General features: G+C 72.2%; 16 protein-coding genes and 1 riboswitch. Of the genes, 6 read left to right on the top strand and 10 right to left on the bottom strand.

Annotated features, from left to right (window positions below):
- Positions 1 to 115 precede the first annotated feature (115 nt).
- Positions 116 to 215, top strand: a riboswitch (cobalamin riboswitch).
- 53 nt (positions 216 to 268) lie between these two features.
- Together cobN and OHA81_RS24845 are read left to right on the top strand one after the other, a co-directional pair.
- A complete protein-coding gene (cobN, locus tag OHA81_RS24850) occupies positions 269 to 3,877 on the top strand; it encodes a cobaltochelatase subunit CobN (protein ID WP_329199351.1) in 3,609 nt (1,202 codons plus the stop codon).
- Positions 3,878 to 4,195: 318 nt separating this feature from the next.
- Positions 4,196 to 6,412 carry a terpene synthase family protein gene (locus tag OHA81_RS24845; protein WP_329199350.1) on the top strand — a complete coding sequence of 739 codons (2,217 nt, stop codon included), beginning with the start codon at positions 4,196 to 4,198 and terminating at the stop codon, positions 6,410 to 6,412.
- A 102-nt stretch (positions 6,413 to 6,514) separates the two neighbouring features.
- Here OHA81_RS24845 and OHA81_RS24840 read toward each other — a convergent pair whose 3' ends face one another.
- From OHA81_RS24840 to OHA81_RS24815, 6 genes are all read right to left on the bottom strand, one after another.
- On the bottom strand, positions 6,515 to 7,756 hold the full coding sequence (locus tag OHA81_RS24840; protein ID WP_329199348.1) for a YncE family protein: 1,242 nt from the start codon (positions 7,754 to 7,756) through the stop codon (positions 6,515 to 6,517).
- Between the two features lie 101 nt (positions 7,757 to 7,857).
- Positions 7,858 to 9,021, bottom strand: coding sequence for an XdhC family protein (locus tag OHA81_RS24835; RefSeq protein ID WP_329199346.1), 1,164 nt, complete (start codon positions 9,019 to 9,021; stop codon positions 7,858 to 7,860).
- 72 nt (positions 9,022 to 9,093) lie between these two features.
- Positions 9,094 to 10,557, bottom strand: coding sequence for an NCS2 family permease (locus OHA81_RS24830; protein WP_329199345.1), 1,464 nt, complete (start codon positions 10,555 to 10,557; stop codon positions 9,094 to 9,096).
- Positions 10,558 to 10,879: 322 nt separating this feature from the next.
- Positions 10,880 to 13,285, bottom strand: coding sequence for a xanthine dehydrogenase subunit D (gene pucD / locus OHA81_RS24825; RefSeq protein WP_329199343.1), 2,406 nt, complete (start codon positions 13,283 to 13,285; stop codon positions 10,880 to 10,882).
- Positions 13,286 to 13,287: 2 nt separating this feature from the next.
- Positions 13,288 to 13,896: a (2Fe-2S)-binding protein gene (locus tag OHA81_RS24820; RefSeq protein ID WP_329199341.1), complete on the bottom strand. Its 609-nt coding sequence runs from the start codon at positions 13,894 to 13,896 to the stop codon at positions 13,288 to 13,290.
- 2 nt (positions 13,897 to 13,898) lie between these two features.
- A complete protein-coding gene (locus tag OHA81_RS24815) occupies positions 13,899 to 14,795 on the bottom strand; it encodes an FAD binding domain-containing protein (RefSeq protein WP_329199340.1) in 897 nt (298 codons plus the stop codon).
- A gap of 253 nt (positions 14,796 to 15,048) precedes the next feature.
- Here OHA81_RS24815 and OHA81_RS24810 point away from each other — a divergent pair, with 253 nt between their 5' ends.
- Together OHA81_RS24810 and OHA81_RS24805 are read left to right on the top strand one after the other, a co-directional pair.
- Positions 15,049 to 16,725: a PucR family transcriptional regulator gene (locus OHA81_RS24810; RefSeq protein WP_329199338.1), complete on the top strand. Its 1,677-nt coding sequence runs from the start codon at positions 15,049 to 15,051 to the stop codon at positions 16,723 to 16,725.
- 198 nt (positions 16,726 to 16,923) lie between these two features.
- Positions 16,924 to 17,697, top strand: a complete 774-nt coding sequence (locus OHA81_RS24805) for a hypothetical protein (protein ID WP_329199337.1) — start codon at positions 16,924 to 16,926, stop codon at positions 17,695 to 17,697.
- 348 nt (positions 17,698 to 18,045) lie between these two features.
- Here the strand turns inward: OHA81_RS24805 and OHA81_RS24800 are convergent, their stop codons facing one another.
- On the bottom strand, positions 18,046 to 18,741 hold the full coding sequence (locus tag OHA81_RS24800) for a GntR family transcriptional regulator (RefSeq protein WP_443056651.1): 696 nt from the start codon (positions 18,739 to 18,741) through the stop codon (positions 18,046 to 18,048).
- A gap of 130 nt (positions 18,742 to 18,871) precedes the next feature.
- Between OHA81_RS24800 and OHA81_RS24795 the strand changes: the two genes are divergently transcribed.
- Positions 18,872 to 19,711, top strand: coding sequence for a (2Fe-2S)-binding protein (locus OHA81_RS24795; protein WP_329199336.1), 840 nt, complete (start codon positions 18,872 to 18,874; stop codon positions 19,709 to 19,711).
- Between the two features lie 235 nt (positions 19,712 to 19,946).
- Positions 19,947 to 21,005: a DUF2637 domain-containing protein gene (locus tag OHA81_RS24790; RefSeq protein WP_329199334.1), complete on the top strand. Its 1,059-nt coding sequence runs from the start codon at positions 19,947 to 19,949 to the stop codon at positions 21,003 to 21,005.
- A 55-nt stretch (positions 21,006 to 21,060) separates the two neighbouring features.
- Here OHA81_RS24790 and OHA81_RS24785 read toward each other — a convergent pair whose 3' ends face one another.
- The 3 genes from OHA81_RS24785 to OHA81_RS24775 all read right to left on the bottom strand — a co-directional run bounded on the left by OHA81_RS24785 (position 21,061) and on the right by OHA81_RS24775 (position 24,739).
- Positions 21,061 to 21,363, bottom strand: coding sequence for an ATP-binding protein (locus OHA81_RS24785; protein WP_329202533.1), 303 nt, complete (start codon positions 21,361 to 21,363; stop codon positions 21,061 to 21,063).
- A gap of 268 nt (positions 21,364 to 21,631) precedes the next feature.
- A complete protein-coding gene (locus tag OHA81_RS24780) occupies positions 21,632 to 23,374 on the bottom strand; it encodes a pyruvate dehydrogenase (RefSeq protein ID WP_329199332.1) in 1,743 nt (580 codons plus the stop codon).
- A 66-nt stretch (positions 23,375 to 23,440) separates the two neighbouring features.
- Entirely contained in the window at positions 23,441 to 24,739 is a 1,299-nt protein-coding gene (locus tag OHA81_RS24775) for a protein phosphatase 2C domain-containing protein (RefSeq protein WP_329199331.1), read from the bottom strand.
- Positions 24,740 to 24,788 lie beyond the last annotated feature (49 nt).

Below are 24,788 nucleotides of genomic sequence, written 5' to 3'. Positions count from 1 at the left end.
GGCAGAGCCCCCTCAACGACCCGCACCCCCACACCCACCCCACACGCACCCCCGCCACCCCGCCCCGGCCCCAGCCCACCTAAGATGACCACCGGCGGAGCCACACGGCCCGCCATCGCCGAGGACGGCGACATGGGAGGAAGCCCGGTGCGATTCCGGCGCGGTCCCGCCACTGTGAACCCCGCGGAGCATCCGGCAGGGTGAGTCAGGAACTCCCGCCGTCCACACTGCCCGGGGCGCGGAAACCCCGAGGAAGGCCTGCCGCCGCATGATCCTGCTGCTGTCGACGTCCGACACCGATCTGCTCAGCGCCCGCGCAGCCGACGGGCCCGTCCCGTACCGGTTCGCGAACCCCTCCCGCCTTCCCCTCGACGACCTCCCCGCCCTCCTCGACGGGGTCGAGCTGGTCGTCGTACGCCTCCTCGGCGGCCTCCGCGCCTGGCAGGACGGCCTCGACCTGCTCCTGGCCCCCGGCCAGCACCGCCCGGTCGTGGTCCTGACCGGCGAACAGGCCCCGGACGCGCAGCTGATGGAGGCCTCCACCGTCCCCATCGGCATCGCCGCCGAAGCGCACGCCTACCTCGCCCACGGCGGCCCCGCCAACCTGGACCAGCTGGCCCGCTTCCTCTCCGACACCGTGCTCCTCACCGGTCACGGCTTCGAGCCCCCCGCCGCCGCCCCCACCTGGGGCCCCCTGGAGCGCACCCCGGCCGGTACCACCGGTCCCCGCGTCGCCGTGCTGTACTACCGCGCCCACCAGATGAGCGGCAACACCGCCTTCGTGCACGCCCTCTGCGATGCCATCGAGGCCCACGGCGCCCGGCCGCTGCCCCTCTACGTCTCCTCCCTCCGCGCCCCGGAGCAGGAGCTGCTCACCGCCCTGGAATCGGCGGACGCCATCGTCACCACCGTCCTCGCGGCGGGCGGCACCAAGCCCGCCACCGCCTCGGCCGGCGGCGACGACGAGTCCTGGGACGCCGGCGCCCTGGCCGCGCTCGGCGTGCCGATCCTCCAGGCCCTGTGCCTGACCGGCTCCCGCAGCACGTGGGAGGAGAACGACGAGGGCCTCTCCCCGCTGGACGCCGCCACCCAGGTCGCCGTCCCCGAGTTCGACGGCCGTCTGATCACCGTCCCGTTCTCCTTCAAGGAGCTCGACGACGACGGCCTGCCCGCCTACGTGGCCGACCCCGAGCGTGCCGCCCGCGTCGCGGGGATCGCCGTACGCCACGCCCGGCTGCGCCACATCGAGCGCCGCGACAAGAAGGTGGCGCTGGTCCTCTCCGCGTACCCGACCAAGCACTCCCGCATCGGCAACGCGGTCGGCCTGGACACCCCGGCCAGCGCGGTCGAACTCCTTCGCACCCTCATCGCGGCGGGCTACGACTTCGGTCCGACCGCCGACGTCCCCGGCCTCGTCTCCGGCGACGGCGACGAGCTGATCCGCGCCCTGATCGAGGCCGGCGGCCACGACCAGGACTGGCTCACCGAGGAGCAACTGGCCCGCAACCCCGTCCGCATCCCCGCCGCCGACTACAAGCGGTGGTTCGCCGAGCTCCCGGCCGAACTGCGCGACAGCGTCAACGAGCACTGGGGCGAGGCTCCCGGCAGCATGTTCGTCGACACCTCCGCCAACCCCGAGGGCGACATCGTCCTGGCCGCCCTGCGCCGCGGGAACCTCCTGATCCTCATCCAGCCGCCGCGCGGCTTCGGCGAGAACCCGATCGCGATCTACCACGACCCGGACCTGCCGCCGTCGCACCACTACCTGGCCGCGTACCGCTGGATCCAGGCCCGCGAGGAGGACGGCGGTTTCGGCGCGGACGCGATGATCCACCTGGGCAAGCACGGCAACCTGGAGTGGCTGCCCGGCAAGAACGCCGGCCTGTCCGCCTCCTGCGCCCCGGACGCCGCCCTCGGCGACCTCCCCCTGATCTACCCCTTCCTCGTCAACGACCCGGGCGAGGGCACGCAGGCCAAGCGCCGCGTGCACGCCACCCTGGTCGACCACCTGGTGCCGCCGATGGCGCGCGCGGAGTCGTACGGCGACATCGCCCGCCTCGAACAGCACTTGGACGAGTACGCGCAGATCAGCGCCATGGACCCGGCGAAGCTGCCCGCCATCCGCGCGCAGATCTGGACGCTGATCCAGGCGGCGAAGCTCCACCACGACCTGGGCCTCGAAGAGCGCCCCGACGACGAGGGCTTCGACGACTTCCTCCTGCACGTCGACGGCTGGCTCTGCGAGGTCAAGGACGCCCAGATCCGCGACGGACTCCACGTCCTGGGCGGCGCCCCGACCGGTGAGGCCCGCGTCAACCTGGTCCTGGCGATCCTGCGCGCCCGCCAGATCTGGGGCGGTACGACGGCCCTGCCGGGCCTGCGCGAGGCCCTCGGCCTGGACGAGTCCGCGGCGACCCGCACCTCGGCCGACGCCGTGGAGGAGACGGCCCGCGCCCTGGTCCAGGCGATGGAGGACGCGAACTGGGACCCCTCGGCGGTGGCTTCGGTCGCCGCAGCGTACTCGGCAGACGTCGCGGCGGTGCTGGACTTCGCCGCCCGGGAGGTGGTCCCCCGCCTCGCCGGCACCACGGACGAGATCGCCCACGTCGTGGCCGCCCTCGACGGCCGCTTCATCCCGGCGGGCCCCTCGGGCTCCCCCCTCCGCGGCCTGGTGAACGTCCTGCCGACCGGCCGCAACTTCTACTCGGTGGACCCCAAGGCCGTCCCCTCCCGCCTCGCGTGGGAGACGGGCCAGGCCCTGGCCGACTCGCTCCTGACCCGCTACCGCACGGACAACGGCGAATGGCCCGCCTCCGTCGGCCTCTCCCTCTGGGGAACGAGCGCGATGCGCACGGCGGGCGACGACGTCGCCGAAGCCCTGGCCCTCCTGGGCATCCGCCCGGTCTGGGACGAGGCCTCGCGCCGCGTCACGGGCATCGAGCCCATCCCCCTCGCGGAACTCGGCCGCCCCCGCATCGACGTCACCCTGCGCATTTCGGGCTTCTTCCGCGACGCGTTCCCGCACGTCATCGCCCTCCTCGACGACGCGGTGCGCCTGGCGGCCTCGCTGGAGGAGCCCGCGTCCGAGAACTACGTCCGCGCCCACGCCCAAGCAGACCTCTCCCTCCACGGGGACGAACGCCGCGCGACGACCCGCATCTTCGGCTCGCGCCCGGGCACGTACGGCGCGGGCATCCTCCAGCTGATCGACTCCCGCGACTGGCGCACCGACGCCGACCTCGCGGAGGTCTACACGGTCTGGGGCGGCTACGCCTACGGCCGCGGCCTGGAGGGCCGCCCGGCCCGCGCCGAAATGGAGACCGCCTACAAGCGGATCACCGTCGCCGCGAAGAACACGGACACCCGCGAGCACGACATCGCCGACTCCGACGACTACTTCCAGTACCACGGCGGCATGGTCGCCACGGTCCGCGCCCTTCGCGGCACGGCCCCCGAGGCCTACATCGGCGACTCCACCCGCCCCGAGACGGTCAAGACCCGCACCCTGGTCGAAGAGACCTCGCGCGTCTTCCGCGCCCGCGTGGTGAACCCCAAGTGGATCGAGGCGATGCGCCGCCACGGCTACAAGGGCGCCTTCGAACTCGCGGCGACGGTGGACTACCTCTTCGGCTACGACGCCACCACCGGCGTCATCGCCGACTGGATGTACGACAAGCTGACGGAAACCTACGTCCTGGACCCCGAGAACCGCGCGTTCCTCGAACAGGCCAATCCCTGGGCCCTCCACGGCATCGCGGAACGCCTCCTGGAGGCCGAATCCCGCGGCATGTGGGAAAAGCCGGACCCCCAGATCCTCGAATCCCTCCGCCAGGTCTACCTGGACACGGAAGGCACCCTGGAATCCGAGGCCGAATAACCCCGGCGCAACACCCGCACAAGGGCCCCGGTCGTCCCACGCCCGGGGCCCGCGCCATTCCCCCGAACGACCCCGTCGACGGACGCAACCCGGCCGTTCTCCAGCGGGCATCGGCAGTCGGCGCCGGACGAATCCGCGGTGTCACGGCCCCATAGCGGCCGTGACACCCCGGCGTTCGGGGATCGGCGACTTCGTCACCTGATGCGGTGAACCGCCCCTTGGGGTGGGGTCGAGCGGGGTAGGGCAGTGCTGATCTCGTGCGGGGGGCCGGGGATTTGAGGGCCCCTCCGCGCCTCGGACGGAAAGGCCCTACACGCCGTGACACAGCCGTTTCAACTGCCGGATTTCTACGTGCCCTATCCGGCGCGACTGAACCCGCACCTGGAAGCCGCCAGGGCCCACGCCAGGCAGTGGGCCCGCGACTTCGGGATGCTGGAGGGGTCGGGCGTCTGGGAGGAGCGGGACCTCGACGCGCACGACTACGCGCTGCTGTGCTCCTACACCCACCCGGACTGCGACAGCGACGCGCTGAACCTGGTCACCGACTGGTACGTGTGGGTGTTCTTCTTCGACGACCACTTCCTGGAGACGTACAAGCGCTCCCAGGACCGCGCGGGCGCCAAGGAGTACCTCGACGGCCTGGCCGCCTTCATGCCCATGGACCTGGCCGACGGCTTCCCCGAGCCGGCCAACCCCGTCGAGGCGGGGCTGCGGGACCTGTGGCTGCGGACGGTACCGGCCATGTCGATGGACTGGCGGGAACGATTCTCCCGGTCGACGAAGAACCTCCTCGACGAGTCGATGTGGGAGCTCGCCAACATCGACATCGGCCGGGTGGCGAACCCCCTCGAATACATCGAGATGCGCCGCAAGGTCGGCGGCGCCCCCTGGTCGGCCGGACTGATCGAGTACGTCTGCGCCGAAGTCCCGGCACGGGTCGCGCACTCGCGCCCGCTCGGCGTGCTGCGGGACGCCTTCTCCGACGCCGTGCACATCAGGAACGACATCTTCTCCTACGAGCGCGAGGTCGGCGACGAGGGCGAACTGTCCAACGCCATCCTGGTGTTGGAGACGTTCCTCGGCTGCACCACACAGGAGGCCGCAGAATCCGCCAACGACCTCCTCACCTCCCGCCTCCAGCAGTTCGAGCAGACCGCGCTCGCCGAACTCCCCCAGCTCTTCGCCGACCACGCCATGGACCCCGCCGAGATCGCGGCCGTCCTCGCCTACGCCAAGGGCCTCCAGGACTGGCAGTCCGGTGGCCACGAGTGGCACATGGTCTCCAGCCGTTACATGAACAAGGAGGCCCGGCCCACCGCCCCGCTCTCCCTGCCGTTCCTCCCCAGCGGCCTCGGCACCACCGCCCTCGACGTCCGCTCGATCCTGGAGCCCCGCGCGATGGAGCTGCGCCGGCGCAGCTTCACCCACGTCCCGTACGAGCGGACCGGACCCTCCGTCATCCCGGACGTCTACATGCCGCACCGGCTCGGCCTCAGCCCCCACCTGGCGCACGCCCGCGAGGTGTCGGTGGCCTGGGCGCGGCGCACGGGCATGCTGGACCCGCAGCCGGGCGATCCCGGCTCGGCCATCTGGACCGAGGAGAAGCTGCGCGGCTACGACTTCGCCCTCTGCTCGGCCGGCCTGGACCCCGACGCCTCGCCCGAGGCGCTGGCGCTGAACGCCTCGTGGCTGACCTGGGGCACGTACGGCGACGACTACTACCCGGTGGTGTTCGGGCGCGGCAGGAACCTGGCCGCTGCCAAGGCGACCACCGCCCGCCTGATCTCCATGGTGCCCGTCGACCACGCCGGGCAGCCCGCGCCGGCCACCGTCATGGAGCGCGGCCTCGCCGACCTGTGGGTGCGCACCAGCGCCGGCATGTCCACCGGGCAGCGCACCGAGTTCCGGGCCACGCTCGTGGACATGCTGGAGAGCTGGCTGTGGGAGGTGGACAACCAGGTCCACCACCGCATCCCGGACCCGGTGGACTACGCCGAGATGCGCCGCCGCACCTTCGGCTCGTACCTCACCATGTACCTGTGCCGCCTCGGCCACCAGGGCCGGGGCATCCCGGAGGAGATCTACTCCTCGGGCACCATCCGGTCGCTGGAGAACGCCGTCGCCGACGCCGCGTGCCTGATCAACGACATCTTCTCCTACCAGAAGGAAGTGGAGTTCGAGGGCGACTTCCACAACTATATTGTGATCACGCGGAACTTCTTCGGCATCGGCTATCCGGAGGCGCTGCACATCTGCCACCAGCTGATGACGCAGCGCACGGAGGAGTTCGAACACATCGTCGCCAAGCAACTGCCGCTGCTCTACGACGACTGGAAGCTGGGCGAGGAGGCGCGGGCCGCTCTTGACGCCTACGTGCATGAACTGGAGGACTGGCACGCCGGCATCCTCAACTGGCACCGGAAGATCCGCCGTTACCGCCCGCAGGACCTGCAACGGCTGCCGGACGGACTGTCCACCGGCGTCCTGGACCCCGCCTTCGGCATGTCCGCGGCCCGGCTCTCCCTGCCCGCCTGACCCCCGCGGCGCGGGGGCGGTCCGCTCGGCCGCCCCCGGGCCCCGGGCCCCGGGCCCCCGAGGACTCCACCACTTCCACCGGGACGACCCGCGCCCGGTCGGTCAGCGCGCCGCCGGTCCGCTCCAGCCGGCCGGGACGTGCCCGAGCCTGACCCGCTGCGGATGGTCGCCGACGGGGACGGAGACCCGCTTGGTCCCGGTGGCGAAGTCGATGGCGGTGACCCGGTCGGCGCCGCTCTCGGAGATCACGCAGGCGCTTCCGTCACCGTCGACGGTGGCCCAGTACGGCTTCACGGCGGGCACGGGCGCGGCTTCGGTGAGCGTGGCCCGGTCCACGATCGTCGCGTAGTCGTCCATGGTGCCGGCGACGCAGAGCTTCGCGCCGTCGGGGCTCATCGACAGCCCGTGGTGGCGCGAGTCGTTGACCCAGGTGGTGCGGTCGGTGCTGGTGGCGGGATTGCCGGGCAGTTCCTTGATCCGGGTGATCCGGTCGGCGGCCACGTCGTACTCGACCACGCCGTTGAAGAAGGACACCTGGAAGTAGACCTTCGACTCGTCCGGACTGAACGACATGGGCCGCACGGCGTCCGAGAGGTCCGGGCGGCCGAAGGCGTCCAGGCGTTCGCGCATGTCGATCACCCGGACGGTGCGGAAGGTCTGGGTGTCGACGACCGTGATCTTCCGGTCGCCCTTCGTCCAGTCCAGCCAGGGCGCGTCCAGCGCGGAGGTCACGTCGCCGATGGAGCTGTTCCACAGGTAGCGGCCGCCCTGCGTGAAGACGTTCTCGTGCGGCTTGTCCCCGGTGGTGAAGGAGCCGACCTGCCGGCCGGTGGCGATGTCGAGCACGTGCACGGTGTTGGCGGTCGAGGCGGAGACGGCGACCCGGGTACCGTCCGGAGACAGCGCCATGTGGTCGGCGCGGTACCCGGCCACGGGGAAGCGCCAGTTGATCCTCCCGGTGCGGACGTCGAGGGAGACCACGTCGGCGAAGCTGGGCCGGGAGGCGACCACCGCGGAGCCGTCCGGGGTGGTGTACATGTCGTCCACGAACTGGTCGTGGCCTTCGCCCGCCGTGGCGCGGATGCCGAGGAAGAAGCCGAGCTTCACCGGGTTGAGGTAGATCTCCCGCAAGCGCTCGTCCTTGTCGGGGATCACGTTGATCCGGCCGACCTTGGCGAGATCGCCGGTGGAGGCGAGCACATCGGCGGTGCCTTCCCAGTTGTTCCCGACGAACAGCACCTCGCGCGGCGCGGAGGATCCGGGCTGCGGTGCGGGCGCCGCGCCGAGCGTGGCCGCGGCCAGGACGCAGGCGGACAGCAGGGCACGTGCGGGGAACCGGGGCATTCGCTCAACTCCGTTGCGGGAAGGCGCTGTTACCGGCCGGTAAAAATAGGTGCAACGCCGGAAGGGCGCAACCCCCGCGCAGGCCCGCATCCGCCCGCCCGTCAGGCGACGAAGCCGATCCGGCCCGCCACCGTCCGCGCACCCTCGCGGTGGATCGGTATCCCGCCACCCGTGAGGGCCGCGCCGGAGCCGCCGCGGCGGTTGGCGACGATCTCGGCGGCGATGGACAGCGCGGTCTCCTCCGGGGAGCGGGCGCCGAGGTCCAGGCCGATCGGCGAGCGGAGCCGCGCGAGTTCCAGTTCGGACACGCCCGCCTCGCGCAGGCGCTCGTTGCGGTCCTCGTGGGTGCGGCGCGAGCCCATGGCGCCGACGTACGCGACGGGAAGTCTGAGGGCCGTCTCCAGCAGCGGGACGTCGAACTTGGCGTCGTGGGTGAGCACGCACAGGACGGTCCGGGAGTCGATGGTCCCGCCGTCGACCTGGGCCTCCAGGTAGCGGTGCGGCCAGTCGACCACGACCTCGTCCGCCTCGGGGAAACGGTTCTTCGTGGTGAACACCGGCCGGGCGTCGCACAGGGTCACGTGGTAGCCGAGGAACTTGCCGATCCGCACGAGGGCGGACGCGAAGTCGATGGCGCCGAAGACGATCATCCGCGGAGCCGGGACGCTGGACTCGACGAGCACCTTGAGCGGCTCTCCGCAGAGCCGGCCGTCGGCGCCGATCTCCAGCACGCCGGTCCTCCCGGCGTCCAGCATGGCGCGGGCTTCCTCGGCGACGGTGCGATCCAGCTCGGGGTGCGCGCCGAGGCCGCCTTCGTACGAGCCGTCGCCGCGGACTGCCACCACCCGGCCCATCAGCTCCGCCGGGCCCTCGGCGACCCGGGCGACCGCCGCCGTCTCCCCGCGGGCGGCGGCGGCCAGCGCGGCCGCGAGCACCGTCCGTACGGGAGAGCCCGGGAGAACCGGGGTGACGAGGATGTCGATGACTCCGCCGCAGGTCAGACCCACGGCGTAGGCGTCGTCTTCGCTGTAGCCGAAGCGTTCGGTGACGCTCTCGCCGTCCTCCAGGGACTGCCGGCACAGCTCGTACACCGCGCCCTCCACGCATCCACCGGACACCGAGCCGATCACCGTTCCCTCGCCGTCGACGGCGAGGGCGGCCCCGGGCTGCCGGGGAGCGCTGCCGCCGACCGCCACGACCGTGGCGACGGCGAAAGCACGACCCTGCTCGACCCACCGGTTGAGTTCTTCGGCGATGTCCAGCATGTTCGGCCTCCTCGGAGGGGTTCGGTTCCAGTATCGGATGCGTGGAGGGTCAGGTGCCGCTCACGCGCGCCGCTACTTCACGCCCAGCCAGCCCTCGATCGGGTGGAGCGAGAAGAAGACGATGAAGATGACGGTGAGCGCCCACATGAACGCACCGATCTCGCGCGCCTTGCCCTGCGCGACCTTGATGGCCACGTAGGAGATCACACCGGCGGCGACACCGGCCGTGATCGAGTAGGTGAACGGCATGAGCACCACGGTCAGGAAGACCGGAATGGCGGTCGAGCTGTCGGCCCAGTCCACGTGGCGGGCGTTCTGCATCATCATCGCGCCGATGACGACCAGGGCCGCGGAGGCGACCTCACCCGGGACGATCTGGGTGATCGGGGTGAAGAAGAGGCAGGCGGCGAAGAAGAGGCCGGTCACGACGGAGGCGAGACCCGTACGGGCCCCCTCGCCGACACCGGTCGCCGACTCGACGAACACGGTCTGGCCGGAGCCGCCCGCGATGCCGCCGATGGCGCCACCGGCACCGTCGATGAACAGCGCCTTGGACAGGCCCGGCATGCGGCCCTGGTCGTCGGCGAGCTTGGCCTCGGTGCCGACGCCGATGATGGTGGCCATCGCGTCGAAGAAGCCGGCGAGGACGAGGGTGAAGACGATCATGCCGACCGTCATGACGCCGACGTCGCCCCAGCCACCGAACTCGACCTTGCCGAAGAGCGAGAAGTCGGGCATGGAGACCGCGGAGCCCGAGAGCTCGGGCGCGCCGTTCTTCCAGGCCTTCGGGTCGACGTTCGCGACGGCGTTGATGATCGCCGCGACGACGGTTCCGCCGACGATGCCGATCAGGATGGCACCGCGGATCTTGCGGGCCTGGAGCATGAAGATGGCCAGCAGGGTCAGGCAGAAGACGAAGACGGGCCACCCGGAGAGCTGACCGGCGGCGCCGAGGGTGACGGGCGGGGCGAACTCCGCGCCGTTCCCGACGAAGCCGGCCTTGTAGAGGCCGATCAGGGCCACGAACAGGCCGATGCCCATCGTGATGCCGTGCTTGAGCGCGAGCGGGATCGCGTTCATGATCATCTCTCGGAGGCCGGTGACGACCAGGAGACAGATCACGACGCCGTACATCACGCACATGCCCATGGCCTGCGGCCAGGTCATCTGCGGAGCGACCTGCGAGGACAGCACGCCCGAGACCGACAGGCCGGCCGCGAGGGCGAGCGGCACCTTGCCGACGAAGCCCATGAGGAGCGTCGTCAGGGCGGCGGCGAAGGCCGTGGCCGTGATCAGCGCCTTCTGGCTCATGGTGTCTCCGGCGGCGTCCTTGCCGGAGAGGATCAGCGGGTTGAGCAGGAGGATGTACGCCATGGCCATGAAGGTCGTGACGCCGCCACGAATCTCATTGCCGACGTTGGACCCTCTGTGGGTTATGTGAAAGTACCGGTCGAGCCAAGAACGCCCGGCGGGGGTACGAGTGCCGTCGCCGGCCTCTTCCGCGGTGGTCTTGGGCTCCACAGACGACTGGGTCATGGTGCCTAACTCCCAAGGTTCATAGGGGCACCCGCATGGGGATTGAAGATCGCGGGATTTGGGATGGTGCGTTTGGCTGCACGACCCGGGGTGACGGCCCGAGGCGACGCGATGGTTACTGGGGTGATGCGGGGTACTGCGGTACTGCGGGGTACTGCATGGGGGGTGCCGGTGGGACGGGCCGCGAGCGGTGCGGTCGGTCCCGCGTGTTCCGGACTTCGTACTCCGGGCGGTGCGGCTGGAAGTGTGACGTTCCCGTGTCACACCGCCCGGAGGATCCGTGGGGGTCGGTCCGGGGCCTCGCGGCCCGGACCACGCCGTCCTAGAGGGTGCCGGTGAGGGCCTCCGGACGGATCGGCGTCTTGTTGAGCTCCAGTCCCGTCGCCTGCCGGATCGCGGCGAGGACGGCGGGAGTGGACGACAGGGTGGGAGCCTCGCCCATGCCCCGGAGGCCGTACGGCGCGTTCGGGTCGGCGAGCTCCAGGACGTCGACCGGGAGGGCCGGCGTGTCGAGGATGGTCGGGATCAGGTAGTCCGTGAAGGAGGGGTTGCGCACCTTCGCGGTCTTCGGGTCGACGATGATCTCCTCCATGATCGCTACGCCCAGCCCCTGGATGGTTCCACCCTGGATCTGGCCGACCACGGAGAGCATGTTCAGCGCCTTGCCCACGTCCTGGGCGGTGGCGAGCTCGACGACCTTGACGAGGCCGAGCTCGGTGTCCACCTCCACCACCGCGCGGTGCGCGGCGAAGGTGTACTGGACGTGGCCGTTGCCCTGACCGGTCTTGAGGTCGAAGGGCACGGTCGGCCGGTGCCGGAACTCCAGCTCCAGGTCGATCGCGTCCTCGCCCTCCAGGACCTCGGCGATGTCCGCGAGGACCTCGCCGCCGTCGGTGACGACCTTGCCGCCCTCCAGGAGCAGCTCGGCGGTCGCCCACGCCGGGTGGTAGGACCCGTTCTTGCGGCGGCCGATCTCCAGGACGGCCTCGCGCACGGCCTCGCAGGTGTTCTTCACCGCGCCACCGGTCATGTACGTCTGCCGCGAGGCGGACGTCGAACCGGCGGAGCCGACCTGCGTGTCGGCCGGGTGGATGGTGACCTGCGTGACGCCCAGCTCGGTACGGGCGATCTGCGCGTGGACGGTGACACCGCCCTGGCCGACCTCCGCCATGGCCGTGTGGACCATCGCGACGGGCTCGCCGTTGATGACCTCCAGCCGCACGCGGGCGGTGGAGTAGTCGTCGAAGCCCTCGGAGAAGCCGACGTTCTTGATCCCGACGGCGTAGCCGACGCCGCGTACGACGCCCTCGCCGTGGGTGGTGTTCGACAGGCCGCCGGGCAGCGCGCGGACGTCCGCGCCCTCGCCGGCCGTCTCCCACTGGCGCTCGGGCGGCAGCGGGCGGGCCTTGACCCGGCGCAGCAGCTCGGCGACGGGGGCCGGGGAGTCCACGACCTGGCCCGTGGGCATGACCGCGCCCATCTCCATGGCGTTGAGCCGGCGGAACTCGACCGGGTCCATGCCCAGCTTCGCCGCGAGCTTGTCCATCTGGGCCTCGTAGGCGAAGCAGGCCTGGACGGCGCCGAAGCCGCGCATCGCGCCGCAGGGCGGGTTGTTCGTGTAGAGGGCGATCGCCTCGATGTCCACGTCGTCGATGACGTACGGGCCGGCCGACAGCGAGGAGGCGTTGCCCACGACCGCCGGGGAAGCGGACGCGTACGCGCCGCCGTCCAGGACGATCCTGCACTTCATGTGCGTGAGCTTGCCGTCCTTGGTGGCGCCGTGCTCGTAGTGCAGCTTCGCCGGGTGGCGGTGCACGTGGCCGAAGAAGGACTCGAAGCGGTTGTAGACGATCTTGACCGGCTTGTTGGTGGCCAGGGCCAGCAGGCAGGCGTGGATCTGCATCGAGATGTCCTCGCGGCCGCCGAAGGCGCCGCCGACGCCGGAGAGCGTCATGCGGACCTTCTCCTCGGGCAGCCCGAGGACCGGGGCGATCTGCCGCAGGTCCGAGTGCAGCCACTGGGTGGCGACGTAGAGGTCGACGCCCCCGTCCTCGGCGGGTACGGCGAGGCCGGACTCGGGGCCGAGGAAGGCCTGGTCCTGCATGCCGAAGATGTACTCGCCCTCGACGATGACGTCGGCGCGCTTGCGGGCCTCTTCCACGTCGCCGCGGACGATCGGCTGGCGGTGCACGATGTTCGGGTGCGGGACGTGACCGGCGTGGTGGTCGTCGCGGCCCTCGTGGATCAGCGGCGCGCCCTCGGCGAGGGCGGAGGCCTCGTCCGTGACGAGCGGCAGCTCACGGTAGTCGATCTTGATCTTGGCGGCGGCCCGGCGGGCGGTCTCCGGGTGGTCGGCCGCGACGAGGGCGACCGGCTCACCGTGGTGACGCACCCGGCCGTCGGCCAGGACCGGGGTGTCCTTGATCTCCAGGCCGTAGTTCTTCACCTCGGCCGGCAGGTCGTCGTAGGTCAGCACCGAGTAGACGCCGGGCATGGCGAGCGCCTCGGAGATGTCGATCGAGACGATCTCGGCGTGGGCGACGGTGCTGCGCAGGGTCTGGCCCCACAGCATGTCCTCGTGCCACATGTCCGAGGAGTACGCGAACTCGCCGGTGACCTTGAGGGTGCCGTCCGGGCGCAGCGTGGACTCGCCGATGCCGCCCTTGTGGTGCTTCTGGGTGACGTTGGTCGGCGTACCCGCCGGGACCGTACGCGTGTGCTGCGCCATGGTCAGACCGCCTCTCCCTGACGGGCGGCCGCCAGGCGGACCGCGTCGAGGATCTTCTCGTAGCCCGTGCAGCGGCAGAGGTTGCCGGACAGGGCCTCGCGGATGTCCTGGTCGGACGGCGAGCTGTTCTGCTCCAGCAGCGCGTCGGCCTGCACCAGCAGACCCGGGGTGCAGAAGCCGCACTGCACGGCGCCCGCGTCGATGAACGCCTGCTGGACGGTGGAGAGCTCCGCGCCCTCGCCGGTCCGGGAGTCGGCGCCCTTGGCGGACCACTGCCTGGCCTCGTCCAGGGTGACGCCGCCCTTGCCGCCGCAAGCGCCGCCGGTGCCGCAGCCACCACCGTGGCCGTGCGCCTCGCGCTGCTTGGCGAACTCCGCCAGGCCTTCGACGGTCACGACGTCGCGGCCCTCGACCTGGCCGGCGGCCACCAGACACGAACAGACCGGCACGCCGTCCAGACGGACGGTGCAGGAACCGCACTCGCCCTGCTCACAGGCGTTCTTCGAACCGGGCAGGCCCAGGCGCTCGCGCAGGACGTACAGGAGGGACTCGCCTTCCCAGACGTCGTCCGCTTCCTGCTGCCGGCCGTTGACCGTGAAATTGACGCGCATGATTACGCAGCCCCTTCGAGCGAGCGGCCGTTGCCGGATCCGCGGTACTGCTCCCAGGTCCAGACGAGCTGGCGGCGAGCCATGATGCCGACCGCGTGGCGGCGGTACTTCGCCGTGCCGCGGACGTCGTCGATCGGGTTGGCCGCGCCGGAGGCCAGGTCACCGAACTGCTTGGCGATCGACGGCGTGATGACCTTGCGCGACTCCCAGAAGCCGCCCTCTTCGAGCGCTGCGTTCAAGAACTCCTCGGCGGTCTTCGCCCGGATCGGGGTCGGCGCGGCCGATCCGATGCCGGTGCGGACCGTGCGGGTCCCGGGGTGCAGGGCCAGGCCGAAGGCGCAGACGGCGATGACCATCGCGTTGCGGGAGCCGACTTTGGAGTACTGCTGGGGGCCGTCCGCCTTCTTGATGTGAACGGTCTTGATGAGCTCGTCGGCGGCCAGCGCGTTGCGCTTGACGCCGGTGTAGAAGGCGTCGATCGGGATCAGACGGGAGCCGCGCACGGATTCCACCTCGACCTCCACGCCGGCCGCGAGCAGCGCGGGGTGGGCGTCACCGGCCGGCGAGGCGGTACCGAGGTTGCCGCCGACACCTCCGCGGTTGCGGATCTGCGGGGACGCGACCGTGTGCGAGGCGAGCGCGAGGCCGGGCAGCTCCGTACGGAGGTTCTCCATGATCTGGGTGTACGTGACCGATGCGCCCAGGCGGACCACGTCCTCGCCGACTTCCCACTCGCGCAGCACGGCGATGCGGTTCAGGTCGAGGAGATGCTCCGGCCGGCGGTGGTCGAAGTTGATCTCGACCATCACGTCGGTACCACCTGCGATCGGCACAGCGGTGGGGAACTCGGCCTTGGCGGCGAGCGCCTCCTCCCAGCTGGCGGGGCGAAGGAAGTCCATGAGCGGCTCTCTTCTTCCTCATCGTGTCGTTCACTTCAAGCCAGGTGGCCCAGAGTCCCTCGACTGGTCGTTCACGTGCCGTTAACGCGGTGTGAAGCCAGTACACAAGCCGCGCGTCCCCCGGGTGCAGTCACCGAAACCATGAAGGAGTTGGCTGACGGGCTCCCTCGTCTTGTAGATTCGTATGAAAGGCAGGATGCGACGACCTGCCCGTTTTCCAACGGCAACATCGAGACAGATCGGCGGCGACATCATGCGGCTGCGCGCACTGCTGGAAACCGAGGCGCTGGGGCTGCGGCTGCTGGGCGGCGAGGAAGAACTCGACCGGACGGTCCGCGGGGTCATGACGACCGACCTGAGGGATCCCAGCCGATACCTCTCCGGAGGCGAACTTGTCCTGACCGGCCTGGCATGGCGAAAGAATTCAGCCGACTCCGAGCCTTTCGTACGAATCCTCGCGAGCGCGGGGGTCGCCGGCCTCGCGGCGGGCGAGGCGGAGCTGGGGGACATCCCCGACGACCTGGTATCGGCCTGCCTGCGCAACCGGCTGCCGCTGTTCGCCGTGAACGAAGACGTCGCCTTCGCCACCATCACCGAATACGTGGTGCGGCAGGTCTCCGGAGAGCGCGCGGGGGACCTGGCGGCCGTCGTGGACCGGCACCGCCGCCTGATGACATCGGGACCCGCCGGTGGCGGCCCCGACGTGGTGCTGGATCTGCTCACCACGGACCTCGATCTCCGGGCCTGGGTGCTCTCGCCGACCGGCCGGCAGATCGCCGGGGCGGGCGAGCCGCTGGCACCGGGCGTCTGCGCGGCGCTGGCGAGCGAGCACCTCGCGGCGGTCCGGACGGGCCGCAGGGGGCCCCACCGGATCTCGCTCCAGGGTATTACCTACTCCCTGTTCCCGATCAGAGGACACGGCCGCGGTCCGGGCGCCGTCAACCGTGACGTGCGCGAGAGCGTGCTGTCCGACTGGCTGCTGGCCGTCGAGGCCGACGCGGGCGACTGGCCCGCCGAGCGGCTCGACCTGCTCCAGGGCGTCACCCAGCTGATCGCCGTCGAGCGGGACCGGCGGGACGCGGCGCGCACCGTGCGCCGCCGGCTGGCCCAGGAAGTGCTGGAGCTGGTCCAGACGGGCGCGCCGCCCGCGGAGATCGCGGCCCGTCTGCGGGTGGCCGCGCCGGTGCTCCTGCCGGGGCTGTCCGCCGCCCCGCACTGGCAGGTCGTCGTGGCCCGGGTGGACTGGGCCGGCGGGGACATCCCCGGCGGCCCGGTGGCCCAGTCGCTGCTGGAGGAGATCCTGGTCGACCCGTCGCTTTCGGGGCCGGAGCCGTCCGACCGGATCGCGGTGGCCCATGCGGGTGACGAGGCCATCGCGCTCGTACCGCTGCCCGCGCTTCCCGGGGAGCCCGGGGAGGACAAGGGCCCCGACCGGGCGCTGCACGCCGACGAGCTGCTGACGTCCGTACGGGATCCCCTGGCGGCCGGTCTGGCCGACGACGGGCGGCTCACGCTGGGTGTCAGTGCGGCCGTGCACTCCGCCGAGGGGCTGCGCGGGGCGCTGGAGGAGGCCCGGCACGCCCGCCGGGTCGCCGCCGCCCGCCCGGGCCGGGTGTGCGCCGCCGGCCACCACGAGCTCGCCTCGCACGTCCTGCTGCTGCCCTTCGTCCCGGACGACGTCCGGCGTGCGTTCACGGCGCGGCTGCTGGACCCGCTGCGGGACTACGACCGACGCCACCGGGCCGAGCTGATCCCGACCCTGGAGGCGTTCTTGGACTGCGACGGCTCCTGGACCCGGTGCGCGACCCGGCTGCACCTGCACGTCAACACCCTGCGCTACCGGGTCGGGCGAATCGAGCAGTTGACGTCGCGCGACCTCTCCCGGCTGGAGGACAAGCTCGACTTCTTCCTGGCACTGCGCATGAGCTGAGCCGTGGCGGCCCGCCCGGCCGGTGAACCACCGGGCGGCCGCCGTACGAATCGCGCCAGGACTCCGGGTGACGGCTGACGAGCCGTCCGGACTTTGTGAAAGAGTTCACCCGACCCCTTGGCCGGAGCCGTCGATCCGTGCTCTCATTTCGCCCCAGGGCTCAACGACGTGCTGCTCGATTGCTTCGGGGAGGGCAATGTGGCGGATACCGCCATGTCCGGTGCGGGATCCACGGGGGGCGACGACCCCCTCCAGCGGGCGATATGGCGGCTGCGCTCGCGCGGCTGTTGGACCGACGCGGCGGCCCTGCTGACGCCGCACGCGGGCAGTGCGCGGGCCGCCGTGCAGCGGACCGCGCTGCTGGTCGAGCGGTGCCTGTTCACGGGACAGGGTTGGGCGGAGGCGGAGGACGCCCTGCGGATCGCGGAGGCGGTGGCCCAGGACGACGACGAGCGGGGCGCGGCGGCGTGCGAGCGGGGCCAACTGGCGTACGCGGCCACGGTGCTCGGGGTCCGGGACCGCTCGGACGAGGCGCGGTCGGCACTGGGGCGCGCGGCGGCGCTGCTGTCCCTCGGGTCCCGGACCCGGCCGCTGCTGGACTTCCGGCGCGGTCTGGTCGCCGAGCACCTCGCGGAGGCCCCGGAGGCGGCCCGGCCGGCGTACCACCGGGCGCATGCGGGTGCTCTCGCCCACGGGGACACGCTGCTCCTGTCGTTCACGTGGCGGCACTTGGCGGCGCTGGCCCTGCGGGACGGTGAGGTGGCGGAGGCCCGCGACGGCTTCGCGGAGTCCCTGCGCATCCGAGAGGAACTCGGCTTCCTGATCGGCACGGCCCCGGCGCTGGCGGCGCTGGCCGAAGCCGAACCGGAACCGGAAGCCACTCGCCTCCGCGCGGAGGCCCGCCGCCTGTTCCACCTCCTGGGCGGCGTCCCGACATGGCTGGCGGACCAACTCACCCCCACCCCCGCCTGACCCCTGGCCGGGGACTCCGCGGGCGCCCGCACCTCGCCGCGCACCCGGCGGCGGGCCCCGCACCACCACCGGGCCCGCGCCGACAGCGAAGCCCCCGCCAACCCCTGGGCGGGGCCTCCTGGGGCTCCGGCACATCCAGCCCCGCCGGCGTTTGAGGCGCAGGGCCGGCAAATCCAGCCTCGCCGGCGCTTGAGGCGCGGGGTCCGGGGCGGAGCCCCGGGGGCCCGGCGCAGCCGGGGGCGCTTCGCGCAGCGGCGCCGCACCCGGACGGGCTCCCGGGCCGGGCGGGTGCGCAAGCCGGACTGGCTCCGGGCGGGGCCGGACGGGGCCGGACGGGGCCCGGGGGCGTCAGGCCTCGGCGCCGGCGAAGTGGTCCCGGACCAGGGCTTCGACCACCCCGACCTCGCCCGCGATCAACGCGTCCAGCAGCGCCGCGTGCTCCTCCGCATCCGCCACCAGCTCCGCCCGCCGAACCCGCGGAGCGCCCGGCAGCGGCAGCATCGCCCGGCGGTGCAGCTCCTGCGTCAGCCGCACCAGCTGGTCGTTCCCCGCCAGCGACAGCACCGCCCGGTGGAACGCCCGGTCCGCCTCCCCGTACGCCGCGAGGTCACCGGCCCGCGCCGCCTCCCCCGTCGCCGCGGCCGCCGGCCGGAGCTCCGCCCACGCCGCCGCCGGTACGTCCCGGGCCAGCCTCAGCATCACGGGAACCTCCAGCAGTGCCCGTACCTCCGCGAGCTCCGCCAGCGCCTGCGGGCTGCGCCCCAGCACCCGGAACCCCCGGTTCGGCAGGCACTCCACCGCCCCTTCCAACGCCAGCTGCTGCATCGCCTCGCGCACGGGCGTCGCGGAGACCCCGAACCGTTCCCCCAGCGCCGGGCCCGAGTAGATCTCGCCGGGTACCAGCTCGCCGTCGACCAGCGCCGCCCTCAGCGCGTCCAGCACCTGCCCGCGCACCGAATGGCGCCGCACCCGCCGTGCCTTCTGCGCGGGCACCGCCTGCATCGTCTCCTCGGCCGGCACCCGGTCGTGGGCCGTTCCGTACATCCGGTCCTCCTCCGGGTCTCGACCTGCTCCGAGAATAGGCGACACGCCCGGCCGGCTCCCGAATACACAGCCCACCCCCGTCTAGTAAGGTAAGGCTTACCTTGTAGCGATCAGCGATCGGTGTGCCGCCATGCCCCTCCAGACCCCGGCCGTCACAGCCGCCTACCGACGCCTGGCCGAGGTCCACCCCACCCTGGAGATCACCGAGGTCGGCCCCCACGAGCCGCTCCCCCGCGGTGCGGGATGGACCCGCGCCGACGAGCTCGCGGCCGGCGGCCCGGCCCTCGACGCCTACCTCGCCTGGGACACCGCCCAAGTGCTCCGGGACCACGGCCGCCCCGCCCGCCCCGACGTGGTCGCCGGGTTCGGGTTCCACCGCTACGCCTGGCAGGCCTGCCTGCTGATCACCGTCCCGTGGTTCTCGCACCGCCGCGTCCCGCGCCTGGCCGGCGTGGCGTTCCACCGGAGCCCGGACCGCCTCGCCGTCCGGCTCGACGGTTTCGCCTGCCTTCCCGACGACCCGGCGGCCGCCCTCCCCGGAGCCCGGGTCGTCCCCGACGAGGACGCCCTGCGCCGGGAGGTGCGGGACGCGGTGGCCGAGCACCTCGGACCCGTGCTGGAAGGTTTCGGCCCCCGCATGCGGCGCGGCCGCCGCGCCCTGTGGGCAATGGTGACCGACGAGGTGGTCGAGGGCCTGTGGCACGTGGGCGGGCTGCTCGGGGAGGAGGAGCGGGCCAGGACCGAGCTGGAGGCGCTGCTGCCCGCATCGGCCGCGCCCTACCCCACCGGCACGGGTTTCCGTACCCTCACGGCTCCCGACGGCTCCCCGCTGCCCACGCGCGACCGGGCCGGCTGCTGCCTCTTCTACACGATCCGCCCCGAGGACACCTGCCTGACCTGCCCCCGCACCTGCGACGCGGACCGCGTCACCCGCCTCGCGGCGGCGGCCGACGGCGCCCTCGTCCCGTAACCCTCGCGACACCACGGACCCCGCAGGTGTGCCCCGGGCCCACCAACCCACCCCTGCGGGTGATGTTGGTTCGAACGCAACTGACGTCACTTGCGCACCAGTTCGAGTCACAACACCCTATCCGGCGCGCGCCACCCCCCGAAGGCGTCCTCTTGCCCGGAAACCCGCGTGCACGGCCGGCCGGCTGCGCCACTATGACGCCGGAAGGCCGCATACGCGAGGCAAGGACATCCGCATGAGACTGACCGACATATCGCTGGACTGGCTGCTGCCCGGCGGCCTGTTGATCCTGGGCGTACTTGCGGCAGTGGCGGTGCTGGCCCGCGGCAAGCGCGAGAGCGAGAAGGCCGCGGCCGAGGACACGTGGGAGCGCAGCGAGGAGCGGCGCCGGCGCAAGGAAGCCGTCTACGGCACGGCCTCCTACGTCCTGCTGTTCTGCTGTGCGGCCGTCGCCGCCGCGCTCTCCTTCCACGGGCTGGTCGGCTTCGGCCGGCAGAACCTCAACCTGTCCGGCGGCTGGGAGTACCTCGTCCCCTTCGGCCTCGACGGCGCCGCCATGTTCTGCTCGGTCCTCGCGGTCCGCGAGGCGAGCCACGGCGACGCGGCGCTCGGCTCGCGCATGCTGGTCTGGCTGTTCGCCGGCGCGGCGGCCTGGTTCAACTGGGTGCACGCGCCCCGCGGGAGCGGCCACGACGGCGCGCCGCAGTTCTTCGCGGGGATGTCGCTCTCGGCGGCCGTCCTGTTCGACCGCGCCCTCAAGCAGACCCGCCGGGCCGCGCTGCGCGAACAGGGCCTGATCCCGCGCCCGTTGCCGCAGATCCGGATGGTCCGCTGGATGCGGGCGCCCCGGGAGACCTTCGGCGCGTGGTCCCTCATGCTGCTGGAGGGGGTTCGCACCCTCGACGAGGCCGTGGACGAGGTGCGGGAGGACAAGCGCGAGAAGGAGCAGGACCGGCACCGCAGGCGCGATCAGAACCGGCTCGACCGGGCGCGCATCAAGGCGCTGGGCCGGCAGAACAGGGCTTTCGGGCGTTCGCGCGGCCGCCAGGTCGAACTGCCGGGGCTGGCTCCCGGGTCGGGCTCCGCGCCGGTCGGCGCGGAGCCGGCCATATCGGAAGCGGAGAAGCTGCCCCTGCGACGCCGGCCCTCCCTGCAGGCCGTGAACGGAACCGAATCGGCTGACCCGGCCGGACCCCGCACGGTCGACCTCACCGCAGAGGACGACACCCAGACGATCCCCCGGCTCGACTCACTGGAGCGCAAGCTCAAGGACCTCGAGCAGCAATTCGGCTGACCGGGCACGACCGCGGGGCCGGTCCGGACGCGCCTGAGCGCACCCGGTCCGGCCGTCACGCGTCGAGTTCGAACCAGACCACCTTGCCCGCTCCCGGGGCCAGCGCGTCCACGCCCCAGTCGTCGGCCAGCGACTGCACCAGCACCAGTCCCCTGCCGTGCGTACCGTCGTCGGCGGTCGGTACGTGCGGTCGGGGCCGGCGGGAGGCGTAGTCGCGGACCTCGACCCGCAGCCGGGTGTCGGCGATGCACGCGGACACCTCCGCGCCCTGTTCGGTGTGGACGAGGGCGTTGGTGACGAGTTCGGTGATCAGCAGCTCGGCCACCTCGGTGGCCTCCGCTCGGCACCGGTGGCGCATCAGCTCCCTCAGGGACTTCCGGACCTCCCCCACGGCTTTCAGGTCCGCCCGGCGAACGCTGTGGACGATCTCCGGCGCGTCCACCGCTCCGCCGCCCTCGACGGACGGCTCACGCGGCACCGGCCGCCCTCTCCTCCACTGCTTTCCGGTCTTCGCCCCCACCCGCACGGCGATGTACCTCCCCCGTGTCGCCTTTCCGAATCGACCCGTACTCTCGAACAGGTCTACGGGATGCATGCCCCCCGGGGCAATCCGCACTCCTGCGGACTCAGGGGCGCGGCAGATTGCGCAGGTTGGATCGCGCCATCTGAACCATCCGGCCCACCCCGCCGTCCAGCACGATCTTGCTGGCGGAAAGCGCGAACCCGGTCACCATTTCGGCCTTGATCCTGGGTGGGATCGACAAGGCGTTGGGGTCGGTCACGATGTCCACCAGAGCAGGCCCCTTGTGCCGGAACGCGTCCTTCAGGGCCCCCGCGAGCTGCTTGGGTTTCTCCACGCGCACCCCATAGGCGCCCGCCGCACGGGCGATGGCCGAGAAATCCGGGTTCCGGTTCGTGGTTCCGTACGCGGGCAGGCCGGAAACCATCATTTCCAGCTCGACCATTCCGAGGGACGAGTTGTTGAACAGGACTACTTTGACGGGCAGCTCGTACTGCACCAGGGTGAGGAAATCTCCCATCAGCATCGAGAACCCGCCGTCACCCGACATCGACACCACTTGACGTCCGCGGTCGGTGAACTGCGCGCCGATGGCCTGGGGGAGGGCGTTGGCCATGGAGCCGTGGCTGAAGGAGCCGATGATGCGCCGCTTGCCGTTCGGGGAAAGATAGCGTGCCGCCCACACGTTGCACATGCCCGTGTCCACGGTGAAGACGGCGTCCTCGTCCGCCAGTTCATCGAGGACGGCGGCGACGTACTCGGGGTGGATGGGGGTGTGCTTCTCCACCTTGCGCGTGTACGCCCTGACGACGCCCTCCAGCGCGTCCGCGTGCTTCTTGAGCATCCGGTCCAGGAAGCGGCGGTCCGTCTTGGTGCGCACCCGGAGGTTCAGCACGCGCAGGGTCTCCCGCACGTCGCCCCAGACCGCCAGGTCCAACTTCGAGCGCCGACCGAGGTGTTCGGGGCGGATGTCGACCTGGACGATCTTCACGTCGTCGGGCAGGAAGGCGTTGTACGGGAAGTCGGTGCCGAGCAGGATCAGCAGGTCGCACTCGTGGGTGGCTTCGTAGGCGGCGCCGTAGCCGAGCAGCCCGCTCATCCCGACGTCGAACTCGTTGTCGTACTGGATCCACTCCTTGCCGCGCAGGGCGTGCCCCACGGGCGCCTTGACCCGCTCGGCGAACTCCATGACCTCGGCGTGCGCCCCGGCGGTGCCGCTGCCGCAGAACAGGGTGACCCGGTCCGCCCCGTCGATCAGCCGGACCAACTGCTCGATCTCGCCGTCCCCGGGCCGTACCGTCGGCCGCGCGGTGACCAGGGCGTGCTCCACCGTCTTCTCCGGGGCGGGGAGGGAGGCGATGTCGCCGGGCAGTGAGATGACGCCGACACCGCTGCGGCCGACGGCGTGCTGGATGGCACTCTGCAGCACCCGGGGCATCTGCTTGGGGTTCGAGATCAGCTCGCTGTAGTGGCTGCACTCGGTGAACAGCCGGTCGGGGTGGGTCTCCTGGAAGTACCCGAGCCCGATCTCACCGGAGGGGATGTGCGAGGCCAGCGCGAGCACCGGGGCCATCGAGCGGTGGGCGTCGTACAGGCCGTTGATCAGGTGCAGGTTGCCCGGACCGCAGGAGCCCGCGCAGGCGGCGAGCCGGCCGGTGATCTGGGCCTCGGCTCCGGCGGCGAAGGCGGCCGTCTCCTCGTGGCGGACCTGGATCCACTCGATGCCGTCGGTCCGGCGGATCGCGTCCACGACCGGGTTGAGGCTGTCGCCCACGACCCCGTACATCCGCCGCACACCCGCGCGTACGAGGATGTCGACGAACTGCTCCGCCACGTTCTGCTTGGCCATGGAAGGGGCGTCCTCTCCGGTTCGGCTCTGCCGGGTCCGCCTTCCATCCACGCACGAACCGCCCCGTTACGCCTCCCAGACCGCGGCCGCCGTGCGGTCGTCGGCGTAGCCCTTGAGGCGGAGCTGGACGTCCGCGAGGAACGCCGCGAGGCCCGGCGGCTCCGCCTGCGACCAGCGGGCGGCGAGTTCGGCCGGGAGCAGGCCCTCCTCGCGCATGGGAGCCGCGAGACCACCCGAGCAGAGCAGCAGGGTGTCGCCGGGCCGGGCCACGGAGGCCCGGAAGCGGAAACCCCCGGCCGCGTCCACCGGAGGGTGCGCGGTGTCCTCCGGTTCCAGGTCCTGCCACTGTCCGGCCCGCAGCCGGAAGAAGCCGCCCGCTCCCGCGCCGAAGCACACCCGGGTGCGGCACTGCGGATCCACCGGGAGCAGCAGCCCCCGCAGCCCGGCGGTGTAGCCCTCCTCCTCCAGCCCCAGCTCCGCCGCGTGGGCCCGCAGCCGGCCGTAACCCCGGTCGGTGAGCCGCTGGAGCCCGGAGCGCAGGGCCTCGCGGCTGCCGGCCCGGATGTCCTCGGCCAGCCGCTGCCGGCTCCGCCCGACGGCCGCCGCGACGGAGTGGCACAACTCGGCCGCGGCCTCCCGGGCCCCGGGCGCGGCCCGGTCGCCGCCCGCCAGGGCCACCAGGACCAGGGCGTCGTCACCGCTGCCGAAGCGGGCGGTCAGCAGGAAGTCCCGGCGGGCTTCGCCGCGGAACCGGGCGGAGTCCCCGCGCAGCGAGACGGCGCGCAGGGTGTAGGTGCCGTAGCGGGCCCCCTCCAGGACGGTGTCGGGGGTGATGTCGCCCAGCCCGGCCGGGTCGGCCTCGGGCAGCGCACCCGGCTCGGCCGCGTAGGTCGGGGCCCGGTCGCCGAGGTGGCGTACGCCGGGGCGGCCGGCGGGGTCGTGGCCCGGGGCTGCGGCGAGGGGACCGGGTGGCTCCTCGGGGGCGGCGGGCGCGGCCGGCGCCGGCTCCGCCGCGGTGTCGGCGGGCGGTGCGCTCCGGCGGCGCCGCAGCGGCATCCCCGCGGCGGGCGGATCCGGAGGGACGGGGGGCACGGTGACCTCGCCCAGGGCGTATCCGGTCGGCCCGGGTCGGCGCGGATCGGGCGGCGGCTCCTCGGCCGGTGGTGCGGGCTCCGCCTCCCGGCGCTGTCCGGGCAGCAGGGGGTCCGGCGGGTCCGCCGCCGCGGCGGGGTCCTCGCCGTCCTTCACCAGCACCACCGCCGAGTGGTAGCGGTGGTCCAGCGTGTCGTCCGGATCGGGCTCGCCTCCCGCGCCCTGGTCCTCGTAGAGCTTCTGCCACCAGTCGTCCGCGCGCCGCTGCCTCATGCGGCTATTCTCGGCCGCCCGCGCGGGCGGAAAACGCCGAATGCACGAA

Source organism: Streptomyces sp. NBC_00667 (genome assembly GCF_036226825.1).
Lineage (GTDB): Bacteria > Actinomycetota > Actinomycetes > Streptomycetales > Streptomycetaceae > Streptomyces.
This window is presented reverse-complemented; position numbering and strand designations above follow the sequence as displayed.

Excerpts from the sequence above, each read along its gene's own strand:
- cobN (WP_329199351.1), top strand. The coding sequence starts at position 269 with ATGATCCTGCTGCTGTCGACGTCCGACACCGATCTGCTCAGCGCCCGC.
- OHA81_RS24840 (WP_329199348.1), bottom strand. The coding sequence starts at position 7,756 with ATGCCCCGGTTCCCCGCACGTGCCCTGCTGTCCGCCTGCGTCCTGGCC.
- OHA81_RS24835 (WP_329199346.1), bottom strand. The coding sequence starts at position 9,021 with ATGCTGGACATCGCCGAAGAACTCAACCGGTGGGTCGAGCAGGGTCGT.
- OHA81_RS24830 (WP_329199345.1), bottom strand. The coding sequence starts at position 10,557 with ATGACCCAGTCGTCTGTGGAGCCCAAGACCACCGCGGAAGAGGCCGGC.
- pucD (WP_329199343.1), bottom strand. The coding sequence starts at position 13,285 with ATGGCGCAGCACACGCGTACGGTCCCGGCGGGTACGCCGACCAACGTC.
- OHA81_RS24820 (WP_329199341.1), bottom strand. The coding sequence starts at position 13,896 with ATGCGCGTCAATTTCACGGTCAACGGCCGGCAGCAGGAAGCGGACGAC.
- OHA81_RS24815 (WP_329199340.1), bottom strand. The coding sequence starts at position 14,795 with ATGGACTTCCTTCGCCCCGCCAGCTGGGAGGAGGCGCTCGCCGCCAAG.
- OHA81_RS24810 (WP_329199338.1), top strand. The coding sequence starts at position 15,049 with ATGCGGCTGCGCGCACTGCTGGAAACCGAGGCGCTGGGGCTGCGGCTG.
- OHA81_RS24800 (WP_443056651.1), bottom strand. The coding sequence starts at position 18,741 with ATGTACGGAACGGCCCACGACCGGGTGCCGGCCGAGGAGACGATGCAG.
- OHA81_RS24795 (WP_329199336.1), top strand. The coding sequence starts at position 18,872 with ATGCCCCTCCAGACCCCGGCCGTCACAGCCGCCTACCGACGCCTGGCC.
- OHA81_RS24790 (WP_329199334.1), top strand. The coding sequence starts at position 19,947 with ATGAGACTGACCGACATATCGCTGGACTGGCTGCTGCCCGGCGGCCTG.
- OHA81_RS24785 (WP_329202533.1), bottom strand. The coding sequence starts at position 21,363 with ATGCGCCACCGGTGCCGAGCGGAGGCCACCGAGGTGGCCGAGCTGCTG.
- OHA81_RS24780 (WP_329199332.1), bottom strand. The coding sequence starts at position 23,374 with ATGGCCAAGCAGAACGTGGCGGAGCAGTTCGTCGACATCCTCGTACGC.
- OHA81_RS24775 (WP_329199331.1), bottom strand. The coding sequence starts at position 24,739 with ATGAGGCAGCGGCGCGCGGACGACTGGTGGCAGAAGCTCTACGAGGAC.